Genomic DNA, 23,801 nt, shown 5'->3' with positions numbered 1-23,801 from the left:
GTGCGGTTACACCCCGACTTGTTCGAGCTGCGGATCCTCGTAGGCTTTGCGCATGCGCGGCAAGAACAGCAGACTGACGGCTGCCGCAAGGCACAGCACCGCAGCGGTAATCCACGCGGCCAGGTAGCTGCCGGTGGTTTCCCGCGACAGCCCTGCGGTCAGCGAGCCTGCGCCGGCGCCGATCATGTGGAAGGCGAAGACCCAGCCGAAGACCACGGTGGCTTTAACCGGACCGAAGTACTGGCGGCAGAGCACCACCGTGGGAGGCACGGTGGCCACCCAGTCCAAACCGTAGAAGACAATGAAGATCCACATCAGCGGCTCGACGGTTGGACCCATCAGCGAGTGCAGGAACATCAGCGAGAGTCCGCGCAACGCGTAGTACACCGCAAGCAGCAGCCACGGGCGTACACGGTCGGTCAGCCACCCGGAGAACACGGTGCCGAGGATATCGAAAATGCCAACCAGCGCCAGGAGCCCGGACGCGGTCGTGGCCGGCATGCCATGATCATGCGCTGCCGGAATGAAGTGCGTCTGCACCAGGCCATTGGTTGACCAGCCGCAGATCCAGAAGGTCAGCGCCAAGACCCAGAATGCCGGGTAGCACGAGGCCGAGAACAGGGCTTTGAGCGTCGCGGCGGCCATCGAACCCTGCCGGGGTTCGGCCTCCGGCGGGGCTGCAGCTCCGGCCCCGCCGTAGGGCAGCACACCGGCTTCGGCAGGGGAATTGGCGAAGGGCCAGCGCAGCAACGGGATGATCAGCACCGCGAAGACGGCAACTACCAGGGCCGCGATCCGCCAGGAGTACTGCTCGATGATCACCACGATGCTTGGCAGGAATACCAGCTGGCCGGTGGCATTCGCGCCGGAAAAGATGCCCATCACCAGGCCCCGGCGCTCGGAGAACCAGCGGTTGGCCACTACCGATCCGAAAACCAGCGCCATCGCTCCGGTGCCCAGCCCAACCAGCACGCCCCACAGTACCCACAACTGCCAGACTTGGCTGATGAATACCGATAATCCGGCCCCCGAGGCCACCAGGACCAGGGCGATCGCAGCCACCTTGCGCATGGAATAGCGTTCCAGCAAGGTCGCGGCGAAAGGCGCTGCCAGGCCGTAGACCACCAGGTTGATGGTCACTGCGGTCGATAACTGGGAGCGGAGCCAGCCGAATTCGGATTCAAGTGGTTCAAAGAACGCGCCGGTGGTCGAGCGGAACGCCGCCGTGGCGACAAGCGCCAGCGTGGTCACGATGGCGACCAGCCAGGCTCGATGGATCCGCAATGGCTTCGGGGAGTTCAATCGCACGCTCCTTCTTGATGATGCTAAGAGCATGGCACTGGCATCAAGGGAACGTGAAGTTCGTGACGCGCATAGAATAATTGTTGGCCTCACACCCTTGGAGAACTTTGTATAGCCGGACCTTTTTCGCGCTGATGCTCTCGAATGCGAGCCTGCGCGTAGCCACCATGATGCTGGTGGCCCTGGTCCCGCTGTACGCCTTTGACCTTGGCCTGTCACCCGCCGAAGTTGGCTTGACCTCCACCTTGTACTTTGCAACCGCGGCGCTGTCCCGCCCGCTGGCCGGCTGGCTGGTTGATGCCAAGGGGCGTTGGATGGCCATGCTGCTCGGTGCCAGCTTCTTTACGATTGGCACCGGCCTGCATCTGCTGTCCTTGCCGGTGCGGCACTTCTTGGCTCTGCGCGCATTGCAAGGCGCTGGCTTCAGCTTGAAAAGACGAAAAGGTCATCTGAACTGGGAAAATAGTGGTATCTAATCATCATCCACCAATTCAAAGGATTACTTTTTCCTAAGCGTATTAAGGAAATTTCCTCGCGCGGTTCCGATCTGGCCCCGAGGATCATCGCTGACGGCACCTTCCCCCTGCCTCTGGAGAATAGTTAGAGCCACGAACTTGCCGCCACCCTTGAGTCCGTCTTTACGGAGGCAGTCATTTTGAACGACTCTGGAGTCGTGTCGGTTGATAGTGGCAAACCACGCTCCATCCTTGGAGATGCAGAAGCTTCCAAAGTGATCAACCAGCTATCAGTAATAGAGCAAGGTGTTGCCGGGAAGGGAGCACTTGGCATTGCTCAACCAGCAGCGTCCGGACAGGCCTTTGCCAATTGCATCGTTGGCAAGAACATGCTCGGGCTGATTGGTGGAATGAACGGCGGGATATACGCCGAGCTTGTTAGGAAAAAAGAGTTCTATGAGCTGGCCCGAAACATCATGCTACGTCTGATCAAAGCAGGCGTCGGTGGCGGTATCGCTGGCGTGGTTTGCGGACTCGCAGTCACGGCCATCCTATGCACGCGCGCTTAGCGCAATAGGGAGAAAATAGTATGTTGGGTCAGGCTCGCTTATTCCAAGCCTGGCCCATATTTCTTGAGGTCTTTGAGGAGTAGTCGAAACTCTGCCCTACCGGCTTCAGAGGCGCTGACCACGGTTACAGGGTAGCGGCCGTTCCGCTCCTTGCTCACATGCACTAAATCGTGCTCATCTAAAAAGCCAACTGCACGCGATATATCCGAAATGGACAGACCTGTAAATTCTTGAATCGAGGGGTAATCTGACTCCTCTACCTGCACCAAGAATCCCAAGGTCTTGAATCGAGGGGGTGAGAAAAGTGCACGTTGCAGCTCCATGACGCTTACCGCACCCGTCGCGGCGCAAACATCACCAGTATGAGAATCCCGTAGAGTGCTACTGGCAAAATCGGCCATATTAGCTGTTCTGGAACCTTCGATAGCGGAGACTGGAAAAGGCTCCATGACCAGACGAAACTAAACACGGCGACAAAGATCGATCCTGGGCCTGACCATCGTGGTACGCGCGGTTCGTTCCGCCGGCCAACTCGAACTGTGCGGAGCGTAATTAATGCCAACCCCGCGAAACCTACTAGGACCAAGCCGCTCGCATTCCCTGTCGCAGCCGCTACTCCACCGAAGTACATCATTACTGGTGTCGCAAGGAGAAACAGCCAGTCCGTGGCGTTGATTACTCTCCGTGGTGGGTGCGGAATTTCGAATGACCCGTTTTTGTCATCCATGATCGACAACCTCTCGTTTGAGTCGCATGTAGAGATTCTTGCCGACTACTTGCATATATGCAAGTAGTCGCGGATTTAAAATAATTGTCTTATGTGGCGATTTCATGCGCGGGCCAAGCTTTAGAGCGCAGATTGATCGTTGGGTCCAGTGGGTTCGCAGGTGTTTATTTCGACTGTTTTTGATTGGGTACGAGGCGGCCGGCCACTGCGTGAACTCATCCTTGCGAGCCTCGGGGGCTGGATCAGTCCGTTCCGAGGGCGCAGTGCTCGCGCCGGCAGCCGGTCATCCCGCCTTTATCAGCTGGCGCGCTGACGATATCGAGGACATCGGGCAGGTAGCGCAGGTTTCAATAAACCAGATCGCTATTCGGGTTCTCACTCCGATAGTTCGCGGCCGTCCGCGACGTATATAACCCGACCACGTAGGCGACGACGTTTGGGTGCTGGAACTAGAAGACGGGGATCATGTTCGTGATCTGCCCGGCCCCTTAGGTCGCGTTCATCCAGGGAAGCCACTGGCTGATCTTGGCCAGCAGCTCACATACTTGCTTCGGATTGGCCGCATGAGGTTCCAGGGTGAAATGTCCTGCTCGGGCCCTATGCTGGAGAGTCTCGAGAGCTGACTAGTGAGTTCCGCAAGAACTGTGCCTGGCGTCCTGCCACCGTCACGTTGTGCTTCATGTTCGGCACGACCTGCGTGAACACCTTCTTGGCCGCTTATGGGCAACAGCAAGGGCTGGGCAACGTGGGGATATTCTTCGTCGCCAGCGGTGTTGCGTTGGCGATCTCCCGTTTGCTCATGGGGTGGTTGCGCCGTCGTATGTCGCTGACTGCGATCGTGTGCTTCGGCGTGCTGTTCTCGGCCGGCTCGATGGCGCTGATCTACTTTTCGGCCTCCATGGCCATGCTCATTATCGCCGGGGCCTGCTTTGGCCTCGGCGCTGGCGTGGTCAGCCCGGCGATGAATTCAATTTCGGTACTCAGCGCTAAACCGGAAGCCCGCGGCAGGGCCAGCGCCACGTACTTCTTCGCTTTGGATGTGAGCACCGCCGTGGGCGCATGGGTCTTGGGCCTGGTTGCCTCCGCTTACTCGCTACGCGAGGTCTTTGCCGTTTCGGGTGTTTTGGTGCTTGGCGCCCTGTTGCTGATCCTGTGGTTGCACTGCACCCAGCGCCTGCCGCGGAAAGGTTTTTAGCTTGGCCCCGGAGGGCGGCTCTTCCTTGCCCAGTGGATCTTCCATGGCCTTTGCCGCACCGGGTGTCTGCCCGGCAGTGGCCGTATCGGGGGTCTGGGCCGTTACCGGGGCATCGCGGATCACCGCCCCCGTTCGTGGCGGCAGCGGACGATGGTGATGCACCAGGTAAATCAGCATGGCAATGGCCTTGTGCATGACCACGATGGTGAAGATGAGGGCTCCGGTGTAGCAGCCCCAGGCGACCAGGTGAAGCGTGGTCACTTCCAGGATGTTCAGCTCCAGCGCGCCCTTGAGCATCATGATGGCGCCGATCTGCTGGATGACCATGCCGAGCACGGCCAGTCCAACCGCAAACCAGAAATACACCAGGGTATCGGCTCCGGGTTTCTTCACGACAGGCATGTGAACCTCCGTTGGCCAGCTGTCGGCTGTAATTGCTGCACACTTTAGCCCATGGCGGGAAACAGCTTATTTGCCCAAGGTGGCCCGGGCCTGGCGCAGCAGCGGCTCATCGACCATCTGCCCCTCGAAAGCGAAAACTCCCGGATTTGCCTCTGCGGCTTCAAGGATCCGCCGTGCGCGTTCCCGTTCTGCTTCGGTCGGTGCGAACGCCTCGCGAATGACCGGCATCTGGTTCGGGTGAATTGACGCCTTCGCGGCGAATCCCGATGCCTTGGCATCGCGGGACTCTTCGCCCAGGCCTTCCAGATCAGGGATATCGAGGTACACGGAATCAACTGCGGCCTTGCCGTTGGCCACCGCATTCAGCAGCACCTGCGACCGCGCGAACCGTGCCACCTCGCGGTAGCTGCCATCCTGGCCGCGCGAGGATGTGCCGCCGAGCGAGGCGATCAAATCCTCGGCGCCCCACATCAGCGCGACAACATTCTGCGCCCCGGCAATGTCCGAGGCATTGGTGATGCCCTTGGCGGTTTCGCACAGCGCCAGGACGTCGTAGCCTGCCAGCGCAGCCGGCTGCGCCGCCGACTCGCACTTGGGCAGCATCACGGTGCGATAGGCCGTCTGCCCCAGCGCTTCCAGGTCCTTGGCGAAGTGCTCGCTATCGACCGGGTTCACGCGCACGATGACCCGCGCGGGATCCAGCGGCGTATCCAGTAAGGCGCGGCGGGCGGCTTCCTTGCTCCCGGCAGCCACCGCGTCTTCCAGATCGATGATGACCGCATCGGCACGCTGCGCCGCCTTGGCATAGCGCTCGGGCCGGTCGGCCGGGCAGAACAGCAGGGAAGGACCCATCAGGAAGCTAGCCATTGGAGCTTTCCCCCTTGGCTTCCAGCGAATCCAGGTGCGCCTGCTGGGTCCACATCAGGCAGGTTCGGGTGGCGGTGGCCACGATGTCGCCGTTCTGGTTGCGGCCGGTGTGGGTCATGGACGCCAGGCCCTGCCCGGGGCGGGACTTGGATTCGCGCAGCGCGGTGATCTCGGTTTCGGTGTAGAGGGTATCGCCGTGGAACATCGGGTGCGGGAAGCGCACGTCATTGATGCCCAGCTGCCCCACGATGGTGCCTTCGGTCAGCTGGCCCACCGACTGGCCGATCATGGTGCTCAGGGTCAGCAGCGAATTGACCAGCGGCTTGCCGAAGGGCTGGGTGGAAGCCCACGCGGCATCCAGGTGCAGGCCCTGGTTGTTCATGGTCATCGTCGTGAACGCGACGTTGTCCGCCTCGGTCAGGGTGCGCCCGGGCTTGTGCACGTAGGTGGCCCCGAGCTGCAGCTCGTCGAAGTAGAGGCCGCGCTGCTCGACGCGGGTAGGGGTTTTCTCGCTCATGCGTCCTGCTCCTGCTGCTGTGCTTCGGTTGGCTTGGTTGTCCCGGTGGCTTCCACGGTGGCCACGACCTGCTTGGCCTTGACCAGATCCCCGGGCTTCAGGCCGGTCATGCGCACGATGCCATCGGCAGGGGAGAGGAGCTGGTGCTCCATCTTCATCGCCTCGATGCTCAGCAGCAGCTGGCCGGCGGCGACCTCATCGCCATCGGCAACCTGCACGCTGATCACGGTGCCGGGCATGGGGGATTCGACGTGCGGGGAGAAGGTCCCGGACTCGATGGCGAGGGTGGCCAGGTGGCGTTCGAGGACTTCTTCGCGGGAAAGCTTGCGCACCGCGGCGGTCCACCCGTCCTCGCACAGCCACAGCGTGCCGTCTTCGGCGAAGGCGTGCTGGAGTGCTGTGCGCTGGCCGTTAACGGACAGGATTCCATCCGGTTCCTGGCCCACGGTGAATTCTTCGGCGCCCACGTGCACCCGGCTCGCATCCGGATCCCTGAGCAGCGCGGTCTTGCCTTCGGCCGCCGCGGCGTCGAAGTGCTGGATGCTGGCCCGGCGCTGCTGGGCCCGCCAGCCATCGCGCAGGCCCCAGGGCGTTTTCGCCGCAGGAATCCGCTGGTCCTCAAGGTGAGCTGCCAGTGCCAGTTCGCGCTCGCTGATCTGGCGGAAGGCGAACTGGTCCAGCTTCCGCTCGATCAGGTTGGTGTCCAGACGCCCGGCGGCCACATCCTCGTCGGCCAGCAGCAGCCGCAGGTATTCGCTGTTGGTCAGCACGCCCAGCACCACGGTGCCGGCCAGGGCCTTATCCAGCCGGGCCAGCGCCTCGGTGCGGTCCGGGCCCCAGGCGATGAGCTTGGAGAGCATCGGGTCGTAGTGGGCGCTGATCTCCAGGCCGTCGCGCAGCGAGGAATCCACGCGGACGTTCTCCGGCTCGCTCACGCGCAGCACGGTGCCCACCGAAGGCAGGAAGCCGGAGGACGGGTCTTCGGCGTAGAGCCGGGCCTCGATGGCGTGGCCTTCGAGCGTGATCTGGTCCTGGGTGAAGTCCAGTGGCTGCCCGGCGGCGATGCGCACCTGCCAGTCGACCAGATCCAGTTTGGCTCCGTTGACCCGGATGACCTCTTCGGTGACCGGGTGCTCCACCTGCAGGCGGGTATTCATTTCCATGAAGAAGAACTCGTCGGGGTTCTCATCGCTGACCAGGAACTCGACGGTTCCGGCCCCGACATAGCCCACCGACTGGGCTGCTGCTACGGCAGCAGCGCCGATGCGCTCGCGGATCGCCGCACCGTGCTCCAGATTCTCGAATAGCGGTGCGGGGGCTTCTTCGATGACTTTCTGGTGGCGGCGCTGCAACGAGCATTCGCGTTCGCCCAGGTGCACGGTGTTCCCCTGCGCGTCGGCCAGGACCTGCACCTCGATATGGCGCGGGTTGCGTACCAGGCGTTCGAGGAACAGGGTGTCATCGCCAAAGGCGTTGGCGGCGGTACGCCGGGCACTGGCCAGGGCCTCGGGCAGCTGGTCGGCGGATTCCACCGCGAACATGCCCTTGCCGCCGCCTCCGGCTGAGGGCTTGATCAGCAGCGGATAGCCGATATCCGCGGCTGCGGCCAGCAGCTGCTCATCGCTCAGCCCGGGCTCGGCGATGCCTGGAACTACCGGCACCTGGTGGGCCACCACATGGTTCTTGGAACGGATCTTGTCGCCCATGAGGTTGATGGAGTTCACCGGCGGTCCAATGAAGGTAATGCCGGCAGCTTCCAAGGCCCGGGCGAAGTCCACGTTCTCGGAAAGGAAACCATAGCCCGGGTGCACCGCTTGGGCGCCGGACTGCCTGCAGGCGGAGATCACCGCGTCGATATCCAGGTAGCTTTCATTGGCCGGGGCGGGTCCCAGGCGCACCGCATAGTCCGCCTCGGTTACGTGCAGTGCTTGGGCATCGGCATCGGAGTAGACCGCGACCGATTCAATGCCCAGGGCGCGCAGGGTGCGGATGATGCGCACCGCGATTTCACCGCGGTTGGCGATCAGGACCGTATCAAAAAGTTTCGTCTTCATCATGATTTCCTCGCGCTACATCCGGAACAGGCCGAATTGGGTCTCCGGCAGTGGTTGGCGGGCACAGACATCCAGGGCCAGGCCGAGCACCCGGCGGGTATCGGCCGGGTCGATGACCCCGTCATCCCAGAGCCTGGCGGTGGAATAGTACGGGTTGCCCTGGGTTTCGTACTGCTCGCGGATTGGCGCCTTGAACGTTTCTTCTTCCTCGGCGCTCCAGCTGCCGCCGGCCGCTTCGATGCCATCGCGCTTGATGGTGGAGAGCACCGAGGAGGCCTGATTGCCGCCCATCACCGAAATGCGCGCAGCCGGCCACATCCACAAGAAGCGAGGAGAGTAGGCCCGGCCGCACATCGAATAGTTGCCAGCCCCGAAGGAGCCGCCGATGATCACGGTCAGCTTGGGCACCCGTGCGGTGGCTACCGCGGTAACCATTTTCGCTCCGTGCTTGGCGATGCCGTCGGCTTCGTAGTCGCGGCCCACCATGAACCCGGCCAGGTTCTGCAAGAAGATGAGCGGGATGCCGCGCTGGTCGCACAGCTCGATGAAGTGCGCGCCCTTCATGGCTGACTCGGAGAAGAGCACCCCGTTGTTGGCGATGATGCCCACCTGGTGCCCGTGGATATGCGCGAAGCCGGTGACCATGGTGGTGCCGTATTCGGCCTTGAACTCGTGGAACTTGCTGCCGTCCACGATGCGGGCGATGACCTCGTGCACGTCGTAGGGGGCATTGACATCCACCGGGACCACTCCGGCCAGTTCGCTGCCCGGGTAGAGCGGCTCGGCCACCTGGACCTCGATGTTCCACGCCGGGGCCGGGTTGGCCGGAAGTGTGGAGACGATGTCGCGGATGATCATCAGCGCGTGCTCGTCGTTTTCGGCCAGGTGGTCCACCACGCCGGAGGTCTTGGCATGCAAGTCGCCGCCGCCCAGCTCTTCGGCGGTGACGATCTCGCCGATGGCGGCTTTCACCAGCGGCGGGCCGCCCAAGAAGATGGTGCCCTGGTTGCGCACGATCACCGTCTCGTCGCTCATCGCCGGGACATACGCCCCTCCCGCGGTGCAGGAGCCCATGACCGCGGCCAGCTGGGGGATCTTGCGTGCGGAAAGCTGGGCCTGGCTGTAGAAGATGCGCCCGAAATGGTCGCGATCCGGGAAGACCTCGTCCTGCATCGGCAGGAACGCGCCGCCGGAGTCCACCAGGTAGATGCAGGGCAGGTTGTTCTCCAGCGCGATTTCCTGGGCGCGCAGGTGCTTCTTGACCGTCATCGGGAAGTAGGTGCCGCCCTTGACGGTGGCGTCGTTGGCGATGACCAGCACGTGCCGGCCGTGCACCAAGCCGATGCCGGCAATCATTCCGGCGCCGGGGCTGGCTCCGTCGTACATGTCCTCGGCGGCCAGCGGGGCGATTTCCAGAAAGGGGGAGCCGTCATCGAGCAGTTGGTCCAGGCGTTCGCGCGGCAGCAGCTTGCCGCGTTCCACGTGGCGTGCGCGGGATTTCTCGGAGCCGCCGCGTGCGGCGCGTTCCAGGCGTTCATGCAGTTCGGCCAGCAGCGGTGCGTGGGCTGCGGCATTGCGCTGGAAGTCTTCCGGATTCAGCTGGGAGGGAAGGGTTTTCACGACGTCAGTCCTTGATGGTTGGTTCGCTGGCGATTACCCGGGGTACGGGCAATTCTTCGGGTGTTAGCGGGAATTCGTCGGGGACGGCGAGCAGGCGCATGGCCAGGGAAATGAAGTTCAGTTGCACTTCGGCTAGTGACAGTCGTCCATCTGGCCGGTACCAGTGCGAGACGCCGGTGCCCATTTCCATCAATGCCAGGCGGGAGATGCCCAGGTCCACCGTGTTGAAGCTTCCCTGGCGCTCGCCGGCCTGAAGCGCGTCGGCGAAGAGCTGCTCGTAGGCGTCGCGCAGTTCCTGCATCTGCTCGCGGGCCTTGGCCGATAGCGCGCGCATCTCGTATTCGGTGACACGTGCGGTGTTCGGGTTGGTGGCGGTGAACCCTACGTGGAAGGCCACGAGCAACGCGAGCTGGCGTACCGGGTCGGAGCTGGAGGACAGCGCCTGCTCGGCACCGGAGATCATGGCGGCCAGGCAGTCGTTCATGATGCCCACCAGCAGGTCTTCCTTGCCTCCCACGTAGTGGTAGAGCGTGGCTGAGTTCAGCCCTACGGCGGTGCCGAGCTCGCGGATGCCGGTGGCGGCAAAACCGCGCTGGGCAAAGCAGGCTACGGCTGCTTGCTGGACCTTTCCCAGTTCCATGGACACCACCCTGTGACTCAAGAGTCAATCAATCGATTGACAGTTTCCATCCAACCGGAGAAAAAGTGTGGTGTCAATCACTATCTTCCGCAGGCGGGGATACCGGGTGGCGCTGCCCTTTGCACCTCATGCAACGCTCATGTTAACAGGGGCCGAAATGTGACGTCTGATATTTATGAATCAAATGCAGAAGACTAGACTGCTTGATGTTATTTACTGTCAAGCTCTAGTTAATTTCTGCTGGGCAGCTGATCAGACGCCACTGGAAGGCATGATGCCGCAACCTGAACCACGTTTCCTCAACCGCCAAAATCCAACTCCAGCCGGACCGTCGCGCCGCGGGCTGCTCGCCGGCTCCTCCGGGCTCATCGCTCTGGCCGGACTGGCAGCCTGCGCATCACCGCAGGCCCCGGAAACGGGCAGGGCAAACCTCGCCGGACCCCCGCAGACCCCCGATGAAGTGCTGCAGGTACTGCGCGCCGGGAACCAGCGCTATGCCGACGGCATGCCAGAACACCCCAATCAAGCAACCGAAAGGCGCAACGAGCAGGCCGAGCACCAGAACCCCTTCGCACTGATCCACGGCTGCGTGGATTCCCGCGTGACCCCCGAGCTCTTATTCGACCAGGGGATCGGAGACCTGTTCGTCACCCGGACCGCCGGCGGAGTGCTCGATGGCACCTTGGTTGGCAGCATGGAATTCGCTGTTTCCAGTCCCTATTCGGTCCCGTTGCTGGTGATCCTCGGCCATGCGGCCTGTGGTGCGGTGGCAGGCACCTTGAAGGCAATGGAAGAAGATGCCAAGAATCCGCAATTGCCCGGCGAGATGGTCGACTTTGCTGAACAGATTGCTCCTGTTGCCCGCAGGGCAAAAGTTGAAGGTTCGGGTAGCGAAGAGGTGGACCATGTGGTGCAAGCCAATGCCCGTGCCGTAACTGCGCAGCTACTGAAGCGATCTGCCATCATTCGCGAAGCAGTGCAAGAAAAGCGGACCCGGGTGGTGGCAGCTGTTTACGACCTGGACAGCGGAGAAGTGCGCTGGCTCGATGGCTAGCTCCGATTTTCCGGTTGCGAATTAACCAGAAGTTCCCGCCGGTGGAACCGGCGGGAACTTCTGCGATCATCACTCGCACCCTCACTGAGGTTGTTACTACGATATTGAAAACGCCTATGGCTACGCTGAGCGCAGGCTCCGCGGCAGCAGGGCATCTGGCGAACGGGGCGATCCAGCTGCTGGACCAGCTGGGTTTCCAAAGTTGCAGCCGAAACGCGTATGCCGGCGGATGGCCAGCTCGCCGCTTTCCTGATGCAGCTGGTCAGACGCAAAATACCTATTCCCGGGCTTTCGGCACGGTTTCGAGATTTGCCAGCAGGTGCACTGGTACTCTCGACGCTGGATGCTAGTTAAGCATTCCCCATGAAGAATCCGCATGCGCGTGCAGTGAAAGGCCCCATGGCAGCCAGCGAATCCAGCGTCAACTCCCGCGCCCGCGCTGCAGTCGCGGCCCTGTTCCTCACTAACGGAGCACTATTTGCCAATATGGCGCCGCGCCTTCCCGAGCTGAAGCGGGAACTGGAATTGGACACCGCCGGCTACGGCTTGCTGGTCACCGCGTGGCCAATTGGGGCAATCCTTGCAGGGTTGGCTGCAGGTGCGCTGGTGCGCCGATTTGGTTCCGCCCTGGTTGCCGTCTTCGGCACCATGGCTACCGGTGCGGCATTGCTGGCCGCCGGTAGCGCCCCGGGGGTGGTTTGGGTGGTGCTGGCTTTTGCCCTGGGCGGCGCCATGGATTCGATTACGGATGTCGGGCAGAACGCGCACGGGCTGGTGGTGCAACGACGCTATGGGCGTTCGTTACTGAATTCCTTCCACGCATTGTGGTCTGTCGGAGCGGTAATCGGCGGTTTGATGGCCGCCGGAGCGATCCAGATGAACCTGGCATTGCCAGTGCATTTGGGCATATCGATGGTGCTTTTTGCCGCGGTGGCACTGACTGCCCTGAAATTCTGCCTGCCTCGATCCGCCGAACTGGCGGTCATAGAACCTGTTGCGCCACCTGCACCCGGAACCGCACGGGCCGCGGCCCCAGCAGGATCCCGCGGACGGATGCTGCTGATGATGAGCGCCCTGGTCTTGATCTCCGTGGCCGGCGTGATGGTTGAAGACGCCGGGAATTCGTGGTCCACGCTGTATCTTGGCGAGCTGGGAGCGCCAGCGGCGCTGGCGGCCAGCGGGTTCATCGCTTTGGTCGGGGCCCAGTTCATTGGCCGAATTCTGGGCGATGGCATGGTCAACCGCTTTGGCCAGCGCGGCATGGCCCAGTTCGGGGGAGCGCTGATAGCAATCGGTATGGGTCTGGCGTTGTTCTTCCCCACGGTTCCAGGCACGCTGCTGGGATTTGCCGCGGCTGGATTCGGCTCGGCAACTCTGGTCCCGGCGGTGATGGACCAGGCCGACAAGCTGCTGGGCCTGTCCCCGGGAACTGGGCTGAGCATCGTCTCCTGGCTCATGCGATTGGGCTTCTTGTTCTCGCCGCCACTGGTCGGATACCTTGCCGAGAACTTCGGGTTGCGCATGGCCCTGATGGTGTTCCCCATTGCAGGACTTGTGGTGCTTGCTTGCTCGCCAGTACTACGTGGAAAAAGCCCGCGTAGCGATGGAACAGGGGTGCAAGGAAGCCGTAGCTAGTTTTCGCCCCGAAGCGTGATGGAATCGATGGCTTCGTCGTGCAGGTCTTCAATGACCAGATTAACTACTAGTTCCCTCCAGCTGATCAACGGGCTGATGGCGCAGCGAACATGGTTAAGGACTTGCTGCTCGATGACCTGAACTGAGCTATCCCCAGCCATGCTGACATGGCATTGCTCGTAGGCAGCTGGGCCTTGATGCTTTGGGGCTGGACTGGGAGTCCGAAGCCCTAGGAAATCACCGTCGATGCACAGGGGATCACACCCCGGGATGTGAAGAAATACTGCCGCCAGCATCCGGGCGCGACGATGGTTGACGCGATCAATGCGCTGGGGAAGTCCAAGCAATAGCAAAAGCCGGGCCCGCAGTGCGGGTGAATGGATGCAGTTGAGCCCCATGAACTAGTTGTCGTTCACGGAGCTCAACTATTGGTGTTCATGGCGTTGCTTAGTAGTACACCGCCAGCGGGCCATTGGGGCCCGGGATGACATTTACCGGGGTTTCGAAGACCTTGGTCAACACCTCGTCGCACATGATTTCTTCAGGGGTGCCGAACTCGACGACCTTGCCCTTTTTCATGGCGCAGATGTAATCGGCGTAGTGTCCGGCGAAATTGATGTCGTGCAGCACGATCACGATGGTGCGGTTCAGCTCGCGGGCGGCGCGTTGCAGGTGCTGCATCATCACCACCGAGTGTTTCATGTCCAGATTGTTCAGCGGCTCGTCGAGCAGTACCGTATCGGTATCCTGGGCCAGGACCATGGCCACGTAGGCACGCTGGCGCTGGCCGCCGGAGAGCTCATCGAGGTAGCGGCCTTCCAGCTCGCCCAGGTCTAGGAAGTCGATGGAACGCGAGATGATCTCTTCATCGGCCTGGTTCAGCCGGCCCTTGGAGTGAGGGTAGCGGCCGAAGCCCACCAGCTGGCGCACGGTCAGGCGGGTGACGAAGTGGTTCTCCTGGCGCAGGATCGAGACGATCTTGGCCAGGTCCTTCGAGCTGGTCTTGGACACGTCGTAGCCGGCGACCTCGATGGAGCCCTGGTCGATGCCCAGCAGGCGGCCGACCATGGTGAGCATGGTGGACTTGCCGGCGCCGTTGGGTCCCACCAGCGCGGTGATGCCGCCGGTGGGGATTTCCAAGGTAACCGGGCCGATGGAGACCGTGTCGCTGTACTTCTTGCTGACGGATTTGAGGGTAATCACAGCCGGCCCTTTCGCAGGATGAAGATCAAGAATGTAATGCCGCCGACGGCTTCGATGATGATGCCCACCACGCCATCGGCGTAGAAGATGTTCTTCATGATGAAGTAGGCGCCGGCCAGGACCACGAACCCGACCAGGAAGGACATCGGGTAGATGTAGCGGTGGTCGTAGGTGTCGGCCAGCTGGTAGGCCAAGGTGGCCACGAGGAAGCCGAGGAAGGTCAGCGGGCCGACCAGCGCGGTGGTGACAGCCATGAGGATGGAGATGAAGAACAGGGACTTCATGACTTCGCGGCGGTGGTTGATCCCCAGGTTGATGGTGGTTTCCTTGCCCAGGGCGAGGATGTTCATCTTCTTGGAAGACAGCACCAGGTAGCCGCCGGCGATCAGCACCAGCGGGATGGCCACCGGCATGTAGCTCATGTCGGCGTTGGACATGGAGCCGAACAGGCGTGCGGTGAGCACGTCGAATTCGCTCGGGGTCAGCAGGCGCTGCATGAACGTGGCGATGGAACCCAGCCCGGTGCCGATGATGATGCCCACCAGCAGCATGATCTGGATGTTACCCAGGCGGCCCGAGAGCAGCCAGCCGTAGAGCGCCACGGACAAGCCGACCATGATGAGCACCTGCAGCACGAACTGGCTGACCCCGGTAAAGAAGGTCACTCCGGCGACGCCCAGTACGAAGATCGCACCGGTCTGCACCACGCGGTACAGGGCTTCGAAGCCCATGATCGAGGGTGTGATGATGCGGTTGTTGGTGACCGTCTGGAAGGCGACCGTGGCGATGGACTGGCAGGCGGCCACGATGACCATGGTCAGGATGTTGCTGGCGCGCAGCTTGGCGATGATCCAGAAGCCATCGGAGCCGAACGGCATGGGATTGTCCCAAGCCAGCAGGCCGATGCCGAAGAACAGGGCCAGCCCGATCATGATGGACAGGGTGATCCAGTAGCGCTTGCGGACCTGCTTGGTGGGAAGCGGTCCTGCCGAACGGCCTGAGTGGTGGGTGCCCAAAGCGGGATGAGTCATGAGATTAGCCAATTTTACGCTGCCTCAGTAGCAGGAAGATGAAGACGATTGCGCCAAGCACGCCCAGGATCAGCGAGACCGGGATTTCGAACGGCATGATGATGGTGCGGCCGATCAGGTCGCAGACCGTGGTGATCGCGATGCCCAGCAGGCAGACCCACGGCAGGTTGCTGCGCAGGTCGTCGCCGCGGACCATCGAGACGATATTCGGCACGATCAGGCCGAGGAACGGCAGGTTGCCGATGACCACGGTGACCACGCCGGTAGCGACCGCGATCAGCGCGGTGCCCAGCAGCATCACCTGGCGGTAGTTCAACCCGACGTTGGTGGCGATTTCCTCGCCCAGCCCGGCCACGGTGAAGCGGTCGGCGACGATGTAGATGGCTACGGCCACGATGGCCACGATCCACAGCACCTCGTACTGCCCGCGGATCACCGAGGTGAAGGAGCCGGCCAGCCAGATGCCCATGGACTGCAGCTTGTCGGTGGACAGCGCGAAGAAGGTGGAGAAGGCGCCGACCACGGAACCGAGCATGATGCCCACGATCGGCACGGTCAGCGAGGCCTTGAGCGAAATGCGCTGCAAGAACAGGAAGAAGATCATGGTGCCGATGAAGGCAAAGACAATCGCTACGCTCATCTTGGCCAGCAGGGTGGCGGTGGGGAAGAAGACCAGCATGGCCAGCAGGCCCAGGCCCGCCCATTCGGTGGTGCCGGTGGTGGTCGGCTCCACGAAGCGGTTCTGGGTCAGCAGCTGCATCACCAATCCGCTCATGGCCATGGCCGCTCCGGCCAGCACCAGCGCAATGGTGCGCGGAATGCGGGTGACGGCGAACATCATGGCGCCGTCGTCCTTGCCGAAGATGTCGTAGACGCCGGTGAACAGGGAGAACGCCAGCAGCACCAGCACCCCGAGGATGCCCAATGCGAGTTTGCCCGTGAGAACCTTGCTCTTGGTTCTGGCCGAGGAGGTCATGCTTGTCATAATGCCGCCGTGGAAATATGTGGTGGGAAAATAGCTCTAGTGGCGAAGCCGGAATCCGGCTTCGCCACTAGGGGCCAGGGGTCCAAGACGCTTACTTGGCAGCTTCCAGAGCGTCAGCGAAATCGTTGAGGAATTCGGTGTAGGTCTGGATGCTCTCGTTGGTGTAGGTGTCAGCTGGCATCACTACGACCTGGGATTCCTTGGCGGCAGTGACGTTCTGCAGGGCTTCGGAGTTCTCCAGAAGTTCCTTGGCTGGCTGGTACTCGGCGCCATCGGCTGCAACTGCTGCGTCGCGGTCCATGACGATGATCCAGTCCGGGTTCGACTTGGCGATGGCCTCGACCGAAACATCGTCGCCTTCGTGGTCGGTGGAGGACTCTTCAAGCTCAAGTGCCGGGGTCAGGCCCAGGAAGTCGAACATCGGGCCAACGGTGCGGCCGGTGGTTGGAGCGGAGTAGCCCAGCTCGCCGCCCGAGGCGATCAGGCCCATGACGGTCTGGTCCTTGTCGTAGGCATCAGTGACGCGCTTTTCAGCGGCTTCGAAGTCCTCAACGAGCTTCTTGGCTTCGGCCTGCTTGCCGAAGATTTCGCCCAGGGTGGTGACCTGGCGTTCGAGTTCGGTGTTGAATGGCTCGCCTTCGCGCGGGTCCAGGGAAACGATGGTGGCTTCGGGAGCCAGTTCCTTGAACTTGGCGGCGTGCTGGGTGTAGCGCTGGCCGTTGATGATCAGGTCCGGGTCAACGGTAACGACCGATTCCAGGTTTGGTTCCTTGTGGCTGCCCAGGTCCAGGATCTTTTCATCCTTGGTGTAGGAGATGGTGTCCGGCATCAGGGTGACAGCGCCAGCGGTCAGCTTTACTCCCCATGCATCCAGGGTTTCGAAGGTGCGGTTGTCGGTGGCTACGACAGACTTCGCGGGAACCTCGATCTTCTTCTCGCCTTCGTTGTCGGTGATGGTGACAGTCTTGCTGTCGCCGGCCTTGGCCTCCGAGACGGTGTCGGTTGCGGAACCGCAAGCGGTCAGGGAGAGTGCGGCGATGCTCAGCAGAGCTGCGGCGCGAAGCTTCATGGAGGACATGTGTTCCTTCTTCGAACTGCAACCTTTATTGGTTGCGCTATTGAGTGATCTGATTATTAGCTTAGCCTTATCTGAGTGAATTAGGCTAAGCCAGAGTTGTGTTAGCTAGGTCACCAAATTAGCGGTTTTGAATGAGAGTATCGCTATGTAATTTCTTCCTGGTGAGTGTTACCCCATCTGACTGGGGGATTTTCGGAGCAAATAACGCCCAGATGTCTTCGCTAATTGATTTGGCTGCGGCATGCAAAAGTGCCAGAAATGGCCGTCATAAAAGGAGCGGACCTAAAAGAAGGCTATGGCTTGCGCGGATAGGTCACTTGTTCACCTAGCTGTGCGCCATCGCTGAGCTGTGCGGGTTTCGGTTCATGGGCGTCTATTAGATGCAGGACGTTCTGGCCGCGAGCAATGAGATGATCGGCGATGATCCGCCGGTGGCAACGCCACCACACGGCCTCGGCGCACATGATGGCCGTGCGTTCTTGGGCGGAGAGCTCGATGAGCTGGTCAAGGGCGGCGAGGAATTCCGGGCTCAACGCGTAGTCTGCGTAATTGTGGAAGCTGCGGTTGGTCCACCACGCATTGACCTCGAAATCCACCTCCTTGCTCACCGGCCGCCGGCCGCTCAACTTAGGGGCGTGGGAATATCCGATGCCTGATTGCGCCAGCGACTGGGCCAGGGTGTCCGCATTGAAATGCGGATACTTGCTGGATCCGGCAAGTTTGCGTACATCCAAGACATGCTCGATGCCCTGCTGCGTCAGTAAGCTGATGAATTCGCCAATCGTGCGATCGGAGTGGCCAACGGTGAAGATCTCTGCCATCAGTGATCCCTATTCTGAGGATTGCTGCTTTTGCTTGGCAGTGCCCTGCACCAGCTGCAGCAGCTCCTGGACTTCGGCTGCGCGGGACTGCCAATAGCCGGTGTCAAGTCCGAAGCCCAGCTGGGCTTCGCTGGCACGTTTCTTGAAGTACTCTCGATGGTCTTCCAGGGCGTTTGTGAGATCAGCGAACTGGTCGTTGCTTAGTTCCAAGTTCAGGGTTTTCTGCGTCATGAGCCGGTCCTGTCATCGGGTGCGATTGCTTTGCACCCGAGCGTACGCTCATCGATGGAAAAGTTAACCGGCATTGAGGGAGCACCCAGACTCGTGCTGATTGCCGAGCTATGAGGAATAGTGCAGTAGGCAGCGCTGTTGTTAGAGATACGAGTACCGATCAGAAGGAGGCCCAAGTGGCTGAAGAAAATCGAGTAGTCCTTATTGGAGGTCACGGCAAGGTAGCCTTGCTGGCCGCCCCAAAGCTTGTCGAGCGGGGTTATGCGGTGGACTCAATGATCCGCAATGCCGAGCACGCCGCAGAAGTGGAAGCTGCCGGAGCTAATCCGGTAGTGCTGGATATTGAAAGTTCGGATATTGACCAGTTGGCAGATGCCTTCAAGGGAGCCAGCGCCGTGGTCTTCTCAGCCGGTGCCGGCGGGGGCAATGAGCAGCGCACCCGCTCAGTGGACTTCGAGGGTGCCGTGCGCTCGATGAAAGCCGCGCAGCAGGCCGGAGTCAAGCGCTATGTAATGGTTTCCTACAGCCGCGCGCTGGTAGATGTGGATACTCTGGATCCGCAGGATTCCTTCTACACCTATGCCAAGGCCAAGCATGACGCGGATGCCTTCTTGCGCGAGACCGAGCTGGACTACACCATTCTCGGCCCAGGCGTCCTGACCCAGCAGCCGGCCAGCAAGCGGGTGGTCTTGGCTGATCAGGAAGGCAACCTCAGTGGGGAGCCAGCCCAGGGCGAGGCACCGAATACCTCGCGCGAAAATGTCGCCGAGGTCATCACGCACGTGCTGGCCAACAACGCAGCTCGCCGGGCAACGGTGAACTTCTACGACGGTGGAATGCCGATCGTGGAAGCGATCGTTTAGCCCAGAGTAAGGCTTCACGCTCTGCGTAACACCAGCATGCGTTAAAGGCACAGACCTGTCAGTAGTGCCGGAGAAATAAGAAAACCCCGATACCGAAGCATCGGGGTTTTCTTTGTCATCACTCGCGCCTTCATGAGGTACTTATAACTCTAGAACCCTTCACTGTGAGCGCACTGGGATCGAACTGCTATTTGGCTTGGTAAGTGAATAATCCAGCCAATCCGCCTTCGCTTGCTGGTTTTGATTCCGATGCAGGTGGCGCACCGAAGCTCGTATTTTGGGTACACGGGTGGACTTTCCCCAAGGTGCGATGCTCTGGGTAGTGGTTCGAGAACAGTTGGACCTGGCAATTCGTCACCGCAGAAATTTCTGTTGGAATGTTCGAAAGCCCGCGGATCTTCGAGAACAAGTGCTCTCCCAAAGATGCTCGGGGTTGTATCCTGGGCCCTGAATGGGCAAAGCTTCGTACGTCTTGCGATGGCCGGATAGGTGATAACTGGAACCGGGCCAAAGCGAGATATAAACGGCAGGTCGGCGTCCGATCAAGTTCCTGCATCCTCGCCTGCAGAATTCTGGGAGTCGGGTAACAAACTCGTATCGATTCGCTCAATTTCCTTTATCCAGCGCATCGGCTTCATAGACTGGCAGGAAGAAGAAGAAGAAGAAGAACTGACCGGGCAACAAGTCGAATGCGGGACCTGAAATGAATCTGATTTCTGCAGCATCCATCTTCACCAAGGACGTCAGCAAGCTCGGGATCGGCGAAGTTGTGCAGGTATCTGTCGTTATCATGGCGATCGTTTTGGCCGTCGTCCTGATAGTCGGCATCAAGACCTATGTTCACTGGCGACGACGGACTGTTTCAACCAATACTCATGCGCGCAGGGAAGAACTGGCTCCAGAACCCGTGGATGGCGATGAGAAAACCCCGGCACCGGTTTCTTCGCGATCCGAAGCGCGGACTACTTTTGGGCAGATGCGAGGAACTGCAGCAGTTCGGCACTTCCTGGATTAGGAATTGGTGGTTGCGGACAAGAATATCCGGCTAGGATCAAGCCATGACTGAAAACTCCGTTGCAGAATTGCCGCCGGTTAACGCTGAAGCCTCGCAAGAGATGTGGGCGGAGTATATAGCCAGCGCGGGCATTGCAGCGGACCAGGAGCCGTTCCATGTTGCAGAGTCCTTCGGTGATAACCCTGCGCTTGCCGATGAACTGTTGCATGAGATGCTCCACGGAACCAAGCGTGCCACCTCGTCTTTAGCCAGTGACTATGCCTTCTATAACGAGCGTGTCCCGCAGGTTGGCGACCACTGCATCGTCTGCGATGGAAAAGGTCAGCCCCGAATGATCTTCCGCGTGCTTTCCGTGGAACGATCTTCCTTCTTTGACGTTGATGCGGACTTCGCCGTGGCCGAGGGCGAGGGCGATCAGTCACTGGAGCACTGGCGTCGTGAACACGACAAGTTCTGGCGTCGAACCCAGAAATCAATTGGTATTGATTGGACTCCCGAAGAAACGACGAAGCCCGGTGGGGAACTGATCAAGGAACGATTCGAAATTTGCTGGCCACCATCCTTCGCTGACTAAAGCCACACGCTTCACTGCTCAGCCGAGTTGCTAGAGCGGTAAACGATCGAAGCGTTCTTGATTCACGGGGAGGCCGGACCGGTTGTCTACCCAACGTCCGGAGCTGAACAAGGGAACCTGGACCCCGGCAGCCCAACGAAGCTTGCTGGTGGAATTCCTTTCCTGGTGCGTGCAGCAAATTTTGAAAACAACTTCAGACGAAAGAAACCCCGATGCCGAAGCATCGGGGTTTCTCATGTCATCACTCGCACCTTCATGAGGTACTTACAACTCTATGTCGGCAGGCTGTGGTTCCACTTAGCTGTAACTGCTGTTTAGCTTGGCATCAGCTAGCGGGCAGCCAGACTCGCCGACTCAACAGATATCGGCCAGCCAGTGACCTTCTTGGGACGTGGGGGAGCGTAGGTGCGGACCTTGGACGTGCTCAGTCCCAGGCGCACCAGAGACTCGGCGATGGTCACCGCGGCGCGCACCCCGTCGACGATCGGCACGCCGGTGGCCGCCTTGACCTGTTCTTCGAGCTCGGCCATGCCCCCGCATCCCGAGCAGATGACTTCGGCCTTGTCTTGTTCCACCGCCTGCTTGGACTGCTCGACGATGGCGGCGACCGCACGCTGCGGATCGGATTCCAGCTCCAGCACGCCCAGGCCGCTGGCACGCACCGAGGCCAGTCGATCGGTCAGCCCGGCGAGCTTCAGCCGGTCTTCGATCAGCGGCACCGTGCGATCCAGCGTGGTGACCACCGAATACTTGTGACCGAGGAACTGGGCGGTGGAAGCGGCCGCTTCGGTGATGTCTACGACGGGGACATCGAGCAGTTCCTGCAGCCCTTCGCGCACGTGCTCGCCATATCCGGCTTGGATGACTGCGTCAAACGGCTCGCGGTAGCTCATCACCTTGTCCATCACGGCGATGGCCGCCAGGTAGCTCTCGAAGTTGCCCTCGCAGGAGTCGGCCCCGAAATCCGGGGTCAGTTCCACGATTTCGGTGCCCGGGGACGCGGCTTGGCGGGCCGAGTCGCCGATGGCGCGGGTCATTGATTCGGTGGTGTTGACATTCAAAATAAGAATTCGCATGATGCCGTCCTAGTAGGTTGGTGTCACGGCGATCGGCTCACCATCGATGTCGGCCAGGTCGTGCTGGCGCTTGGCCAGCGCCAGGTAGGCTAAGGCGCCCGCGGCGGATCCGAGGAACCAGGCGAAGGGACCGACCACGTGCATGGCTGGGACGAAGGCCAGCAGCAGCGCGATGACCGAGCTGATGGCCAGAGCAATCACGGCGCGGTAGTTCACGCCGCGGGTGAAGTAGTAGATGCCCTTGGCATCCGAGCGGTACAGGTCCATGACGTTGATCCGGGCCTTGCGGATCAGCCAGTAGTCGGCCATGATGATCCCGAACAGCGGGCCGAGCAGCGCGCCCAGGCCGCCCAGGAAGTAATTGATGATTTCCGGCGAGTTGTAGAGGTTCCAAGGCAAGATGACCAAGCCGATGGTACCGGAGATCAAAGCGGCCCCGCGGAAGTCCAGCTTCTTCGGGAACAGGTTGGTCAACGCGTAGGTCGGTGCAACGAAGTTGGCCATCAGGTTCACCGCGATGGTCAGCACCAGCAGTGCGGCCGAAGCCAACAGCAGCAGGACGGTATTCGGGATTGCCCCGACAACATCGGACGGCGAGGTGATGACCTGGCCGTTGATGGAGAACTGCGTTCCGGTCAGAACCACGACGATGGCTCCGAAGAAAAGCATATTCAGCGGCATGCCGAAGAAGTTGCCCTTGACGATGGCCTGCTTGGTAGCGGCACCGCGGGTGAAGTCGCAGAAGTTCAGCACGAAGGTGCCGTAGATGGAGACCCAGAGGGCAGCGGCGCCGAACATGGCGGTCCACATTTCGATGCCGGACTTCGGCACCCCGGTGCTCATGGACACGTTGAAGCCGGATTCGAAGAGCATCCAGATGGCCAGGGACAGGAAGTTCACCAGAATGACCGGACCGGCGAAGGCCTCGTACTTGCGGATCATTTCCATGCCGTAGCTGACAATCACCAGCTGGATGGCCCACAGGGCCACGAAGCAGATCCAGCCGAGGGTATTGAGGCCCAGGAAGCTGGTCAGCTCAAGGCTCGCGGCTTCCGGCGCAACCGCGATCACCCTGACCGAGAGCACTTGCGCTGCCAGATAAGTCTGGATGCCGAACCAGACAATGGCCACCGCTCCGCGCAGCAAGGTCGGGATCTGTGCGCCGGTAATGCCAAAGGCGATACGGCTCATTACGGGGAAGGGCACCCCGGTCTTCTCGCCCATGAAGCCGGATAGATTCAGCAGGGCGAAGAGCAGCACCGCACCGATGCCCAGAGCACCGAGGATCTGCCAGCCGGTCATGCCCAGGGCGAAGAGGCCGATGGCGAATGCGTAATTGCCCAGTGAATGCACGTCATTGGCCCACAGCGTAAGGATGCTGTAGGCGTTCCAGGTGCGTGCCTTGCGGGTAGTCGGCGCCAAGTCCTTGTTGTAGAGCGAAGCGCTCAGCTCGAAGGGGTTGGCCTGGTCGATGGCTGTGGGGGGGTCTTTTGAGGTGCGGCCTGCGAAGCGGGCAGCATCTCGGGGGTTGCCTGCGGCATGTTGACGTCCTTGTCAAAGAGTCACTGATTCGCTTCCGGACATGGCGATGCCGTAGTGGGAATTCGGGGTGACGGAATTTGGGTTAGTGAGACGTTCTGTTCCCGGGCGCGAAGGCGCTGGACCGGGACATGGCCCGCTTAAGGGTAAATTGGCTGCCCGAAATTGATATAGAACTCTGCCGGCGAACCAAGCAAGGGCATGGCTGGCAGAGGCAGTCGAACTGCGTGCCGCGCGGGGCGCATGAGGCACTGTGGTGAAAGCATGGCTGCTCCTGAGCTAAAGGGGGCACTCCGAGATATCTGCCAGGTGAGTAGCCACCGCTGTATGCGGTGCATCACATTATCG

25 protein-coding genes are annotated in these 23,801 nt (G+C 60.9%); 8 read left to right on the top strand and 17 right to left on the bottom strand.

Annotation, left to right across the window (positions count from 1 at the left end; translation table 11 throughout):
* Positions 1-6: 6 nt before the first annotated feature.
* Positions 7-1,308, bottom strand: a complete 1,302-nt coding sequence (locus tag AARI_RS17430; RefSeq protein WP_013350558.1) for an MFS transporter — start codon at positions 1,306-1,308, stop codon at positions 7-9.
* 101 nt (positions 1,309-1,409) lie between these two features.
* Between AARI_RS17430 and AARI_RS17425 the strand changes: the two genes are divergently transcribed.
* Positions 1,410-1,778: an MFS transporter gene (locus AARI_RS17425; protein ID WP_157867190.1), complete on the top strand. Its 369-nt coding sequence runs from the start codon at positions 1,410-1,412 to the stop codon at positions 1,776-1,778.
* Positions 1,779-1,975: 197 nt separating this feature from the next.
* Positions 1,976-2,326, top strand: coding sequence for a hypothetical protein (locus tag AARI_RS17420; protein WP_157867189.1), 351 nt, complete (start codon positions 1,976-1,978; stop codon positions 2,324-2,326).
* Positions 2,327-2,364: 38 nt separating this feature from the next.
* On the opposite strand, the gene AARI_RS17415 is transcribed toward AARI_RS17420, so the two are convergent.
* The gene (locus AARI_RS17415) at positions 2,365-2,727 is read right to left on the bottom strand and encodes a transcriptional regulator (protein WP_226910790.1); all 363 of its coding nucleotides are present in this window, start codon (positions 2,725-2,727) and stop codon (positions 2,365-2,367) included.
* Between the two features lie 1,005 nt (positions 2,728-3,732).
* Here AARI_RS17415 and AARI_RS19450 point away from each other — a divergent pair.
* Positions 3,733-4,248 carry an MFS transporter gene (locus AARI_RS19450; RefSeq protein ID WP_081461194.1) on the top strand — a complete coding sequence of 172 codons (516 nt, stop codon included), beginning with the start codon at positions 3,733-3,735 and terminating at the stop codon, positions 4,246-4,248.
* Here the strand turns inward: AARI_RS19450 and AARI_RS17410 are convergent.
* From AARI_RS17410 to AARI_RS17385, 6 genes are all read right to left on the bottom strand, one after another.
* A complete protein-coding gene (locus tag AARI_RS17410) occupies positions 4,147-4,650 on the bottom strand; it encodes a hypothetical protein (protein WP_013350555.1) in 504 nt (167 codons plus the stop codon). The two genes, AARI_RS19450 and AARI_RS17410, sit on opposite strands and share 102 nt — an antisense overlap.
* Before the next feature lie 66 nt (positions 4,651-4,716).
* Entirely contained in the window at positions 4,717-5,517 is an 801-nt protein-coding gene (locus AARI_RS17405; RefSeq protein WP_041649151.1) for an HpcH/HpaI aldolase/citrate lyase family protein, read from the bottom strand.
* Positions 5,510-6,034, bottom strand: coding sequence for a MaoC family dehydratase (locus AARI_RS17400; protein WP_013350553.1), 525 nt, complete (start codon positions 6,032-6,034; stop codon positions 5,510-5,512). The genes AARI_RS17405 and AARI_RS17400 overlap by 8 nt, the downstream gene beginning before the upstream one ends.
* Positions 6,031-8,091, bottom strand: a complete 2,061-nt coding sequence (locus AARI_RS17395; protein WP_013350552.1) for an ATP-binding protein — start codon at positions 8,089-8,091, stop codon at positions 6,031-6,033. Before AARI_RS17395 ends, AARI_RS17400 begins: the two co-directional genes overlap by 4 nt.
* A gap of 12 nt (positions 8,092-8,103) precedes the next feature.
* On the bottom strand, positions 8,104-9,708 hold the full coding sequence (locus tag AARI_RS17390; protein WP_013350551.1) for a carboxyl transferase domain-containing protein: 1,605 nt from the start codon (positions 9,706-9,708) through the stop codon (positions 8,104-8,106).
* A 4-nt stretch (positions 9,709-9,712) separates the two neighbouring features.
* Positions 9,713-10,348, bottom strand: coding sequence for a TetR/AcrR family transcriptional regulator (locus tag AARI_RS17385; protein WP_013350550.1), 636 nt, complete (start codon positions 10,346-10,348; stop codon positions 9,713-9,715).
* 271 nt (positions 10,349-10,619) lie between these two features.
* On the opposite strand from AARI_RS17385, the gene AARI_RS17380 reads away from it, so the two are divergent.
* Positions 10,620-11,402 (top strand): carbonic anhydrase, encoded by a 783-nt coding sequence (locus AARI_RS17380; RefSeq protein ID WP_013350549.1) that lies wholly within the window; start codon positions 10,620-10,622, stop codon positions 11,400-11,402.
* A 363-nt stretch (positions 11,403-11,765) separates the two neighbouring features.
* Positions 11,766-13,037, top strand: a complete 1,272-nt coding sequence (locus AARI_RS17375) for an MFS transporter (RefSeq protein WP_013350548.1) — start codon at positions 11,766-11,768, stop codon at positions 13,035-13,037.
* Here AARI_RS17375 and AARI_RS19815 read toward each other — a convergent pair.
* From AARI_RS19815 to AARI_RS17345, 7 genes are all read right to left on the bottom strand, one after another.
* Positions 13,034-13,198, bottom strand: coding sequence for a hypothetical protein (locus AARI_RS19815; protein WP_157867188.1), 165 nt, complete (start codon positions 13,196-13,198; stop codon positions 13,034-13,036). The two genes, AARI_RS17375 and AARI_RS19815, sit on opposite strands and share 4 nt — an antisense overlap.
* A 286-nt stretch (positions 13,199-13,484) precedes the next feature.
* Positions 13,485-14,240: an iron ABC transporter ATP-binding protein gene (locus tag AARI_RS17370; RefSeq protein ID WP_013350546.1), complete on the bottom strand. Its 756-nt coding sequence runs from the start codon at positions 14,238-14,240 to the stop codon at positions 13,485-13,487.
* Entirely contained in the window at positions 14,237-15,271 is a 1,035-nt protein-coding gene (locus tag AARI_RS17365; RefSeq protein WP_013350545.1) for an iron chelate uptake ABC transporter family permease subunit, read from the bottom strand. The genes AARI_RS17370 and AARI_RS17365 overlap by 4 nt, the downstream gene beginning before the upstream one ends.
* Before the next feature lie 4 nt (positions 15,272-15,275).
* A complete protein-coding gene (locus AARI_RS17360; RefSeq protein ID WP_013350544.1) occupies positions 15,276-16,247 on the bottom strand; it encodes an ABC transporter permease in 972 nt (323 codons plus the stop codon).
* Positions 16,248-16,347: 100 nt separating this feature from the next.
* Complete coding sequence (locus AARI_RS17355; RefSeq protein WP_013350543.1) at positions 16,348-17,334, bottom strand: siderophore ABC transporter substrate-binding protein; 987 nt, start codon at positions 17,332-17,334, stop codon at positions 16,348-16,350.
* A 293-nt stretch (positions 17,335-17,627) separates the two neighbouring features.
* A complete protein-coding gene (locus AARI_RS17350; protein WP_013350542.1) occupies positions 17,628-18,155 on the bottom strand; it encodes a DUF488 domain-containing protein in 528 nt (175 codons plus the stop codon).
* Positions 18,156-18,164: 9 nt separating this feature from the next.
* A complete protein-coding gene (locus AARI_RS17345) occupies positions 18,165-18,386 on the bottom strand; it encodes a hypothetical protein (RefSeq protein ID WP_013350541.1) in 222 nt (73 codons plus the stop codon).
* 176 nt (positions 18,387-18,562) lie between these two features.
* On the opposite strand from AARI_RS17345, the gene AARI_RS17340 reads away from it, so the two are divergent.
* The 3 genes from AARI_RS17340 to AARI_RS17330 all read left to right on the top strand — a co-directional run bounded on the left by AARI_RS17340 (position 18,563) and on the right by AARI_RS17330 (position 20,838).
* Positions 18,563-19,249 carry an NAD(P)H-binding protein gene (locus tag AARI_RS17340; protein ID WP_013350540.1) on the top strand — a complete coding sequence of 229 codons (687 nt, stop codon included), beginning with the start codon at positions 18,563-18,565 and terminating at the stop codon, positions 19,247-19,249.
* 703 nt (positions 19,250-19,952) lie between these two features.
* Positions 19,953-20,264, top strand: coding sequence for a hypothetical protein (locus AARI_RS17335; RefSeq protein ID WP_013350539.1), 312 nt, complete (start codon positions 19,953-19,955; stop codon positions 20,262-20,264).
* 43 nt (positions 20,265-20,307) lie between these two features.
* Positions 20,308-20,838 (top strand): ASCH domain-containing protein, encoded by a 531-nt coding sequence (locus tag AARI_RS17330; RefSeq protein WP_013350538.1) that lies wholly within the window; start codon positions 20,308-20,310, stop codon positions 20,836-20,838.
* A gap of 329 nt (positions 20,839-21,167) precedes the next feature.
* On the opposite strand, the gene AARI_RS17325 is transcribed toward AARI_RS17330, so the two are convergent.
* Both AARI_RS17325 and AARI_RS17320 read right to left on the bottom strand, forming a co-directional pair.
* A complete protein-coding gene (locus AARI_RS17325; protein WP_013350537.1) occupies positions 21,168-21,914 on the bottom strand; it encodes an aspartate/glutamate racemase family protein in 747 nt (248 codons plus the stop codon).
* A gap of 9 nt (positions 21,915-21,923) precedes the next feature.
* Positions 21,924-23,387 carry an NCS1 family nucleobase:cation symporter-1 gene (locus AARI_RS17320; protein ID WP_065763537.1) on the bottom strand — a complete coding sequence of 488 codons (1,464 nt, stop codon included), beginning with the start codon at positions 23,385-23,387 and terminating at the stop codon, positions 21,924-21,926.
* Positions 23,388-23,801 lie beyond the last annotated feature (414 nt).

This window comes from Glutamicibacter arilaitensis Re117, from assembly GCF_000197735.1.
In the GTDB taxonomy this organism is placed as follows: Bacteria; Actinomycetota; Actinomycetes; order Actinomycetales; family Micrococcaceae; genus Glutamicibacter; species Glutamicibacter arilaitensis.
The sequence above is the reverse complement of the archived record's forward strand: the minus strand, read 5'-3'. Positions and strand labels throughout refer to the sequence as shown.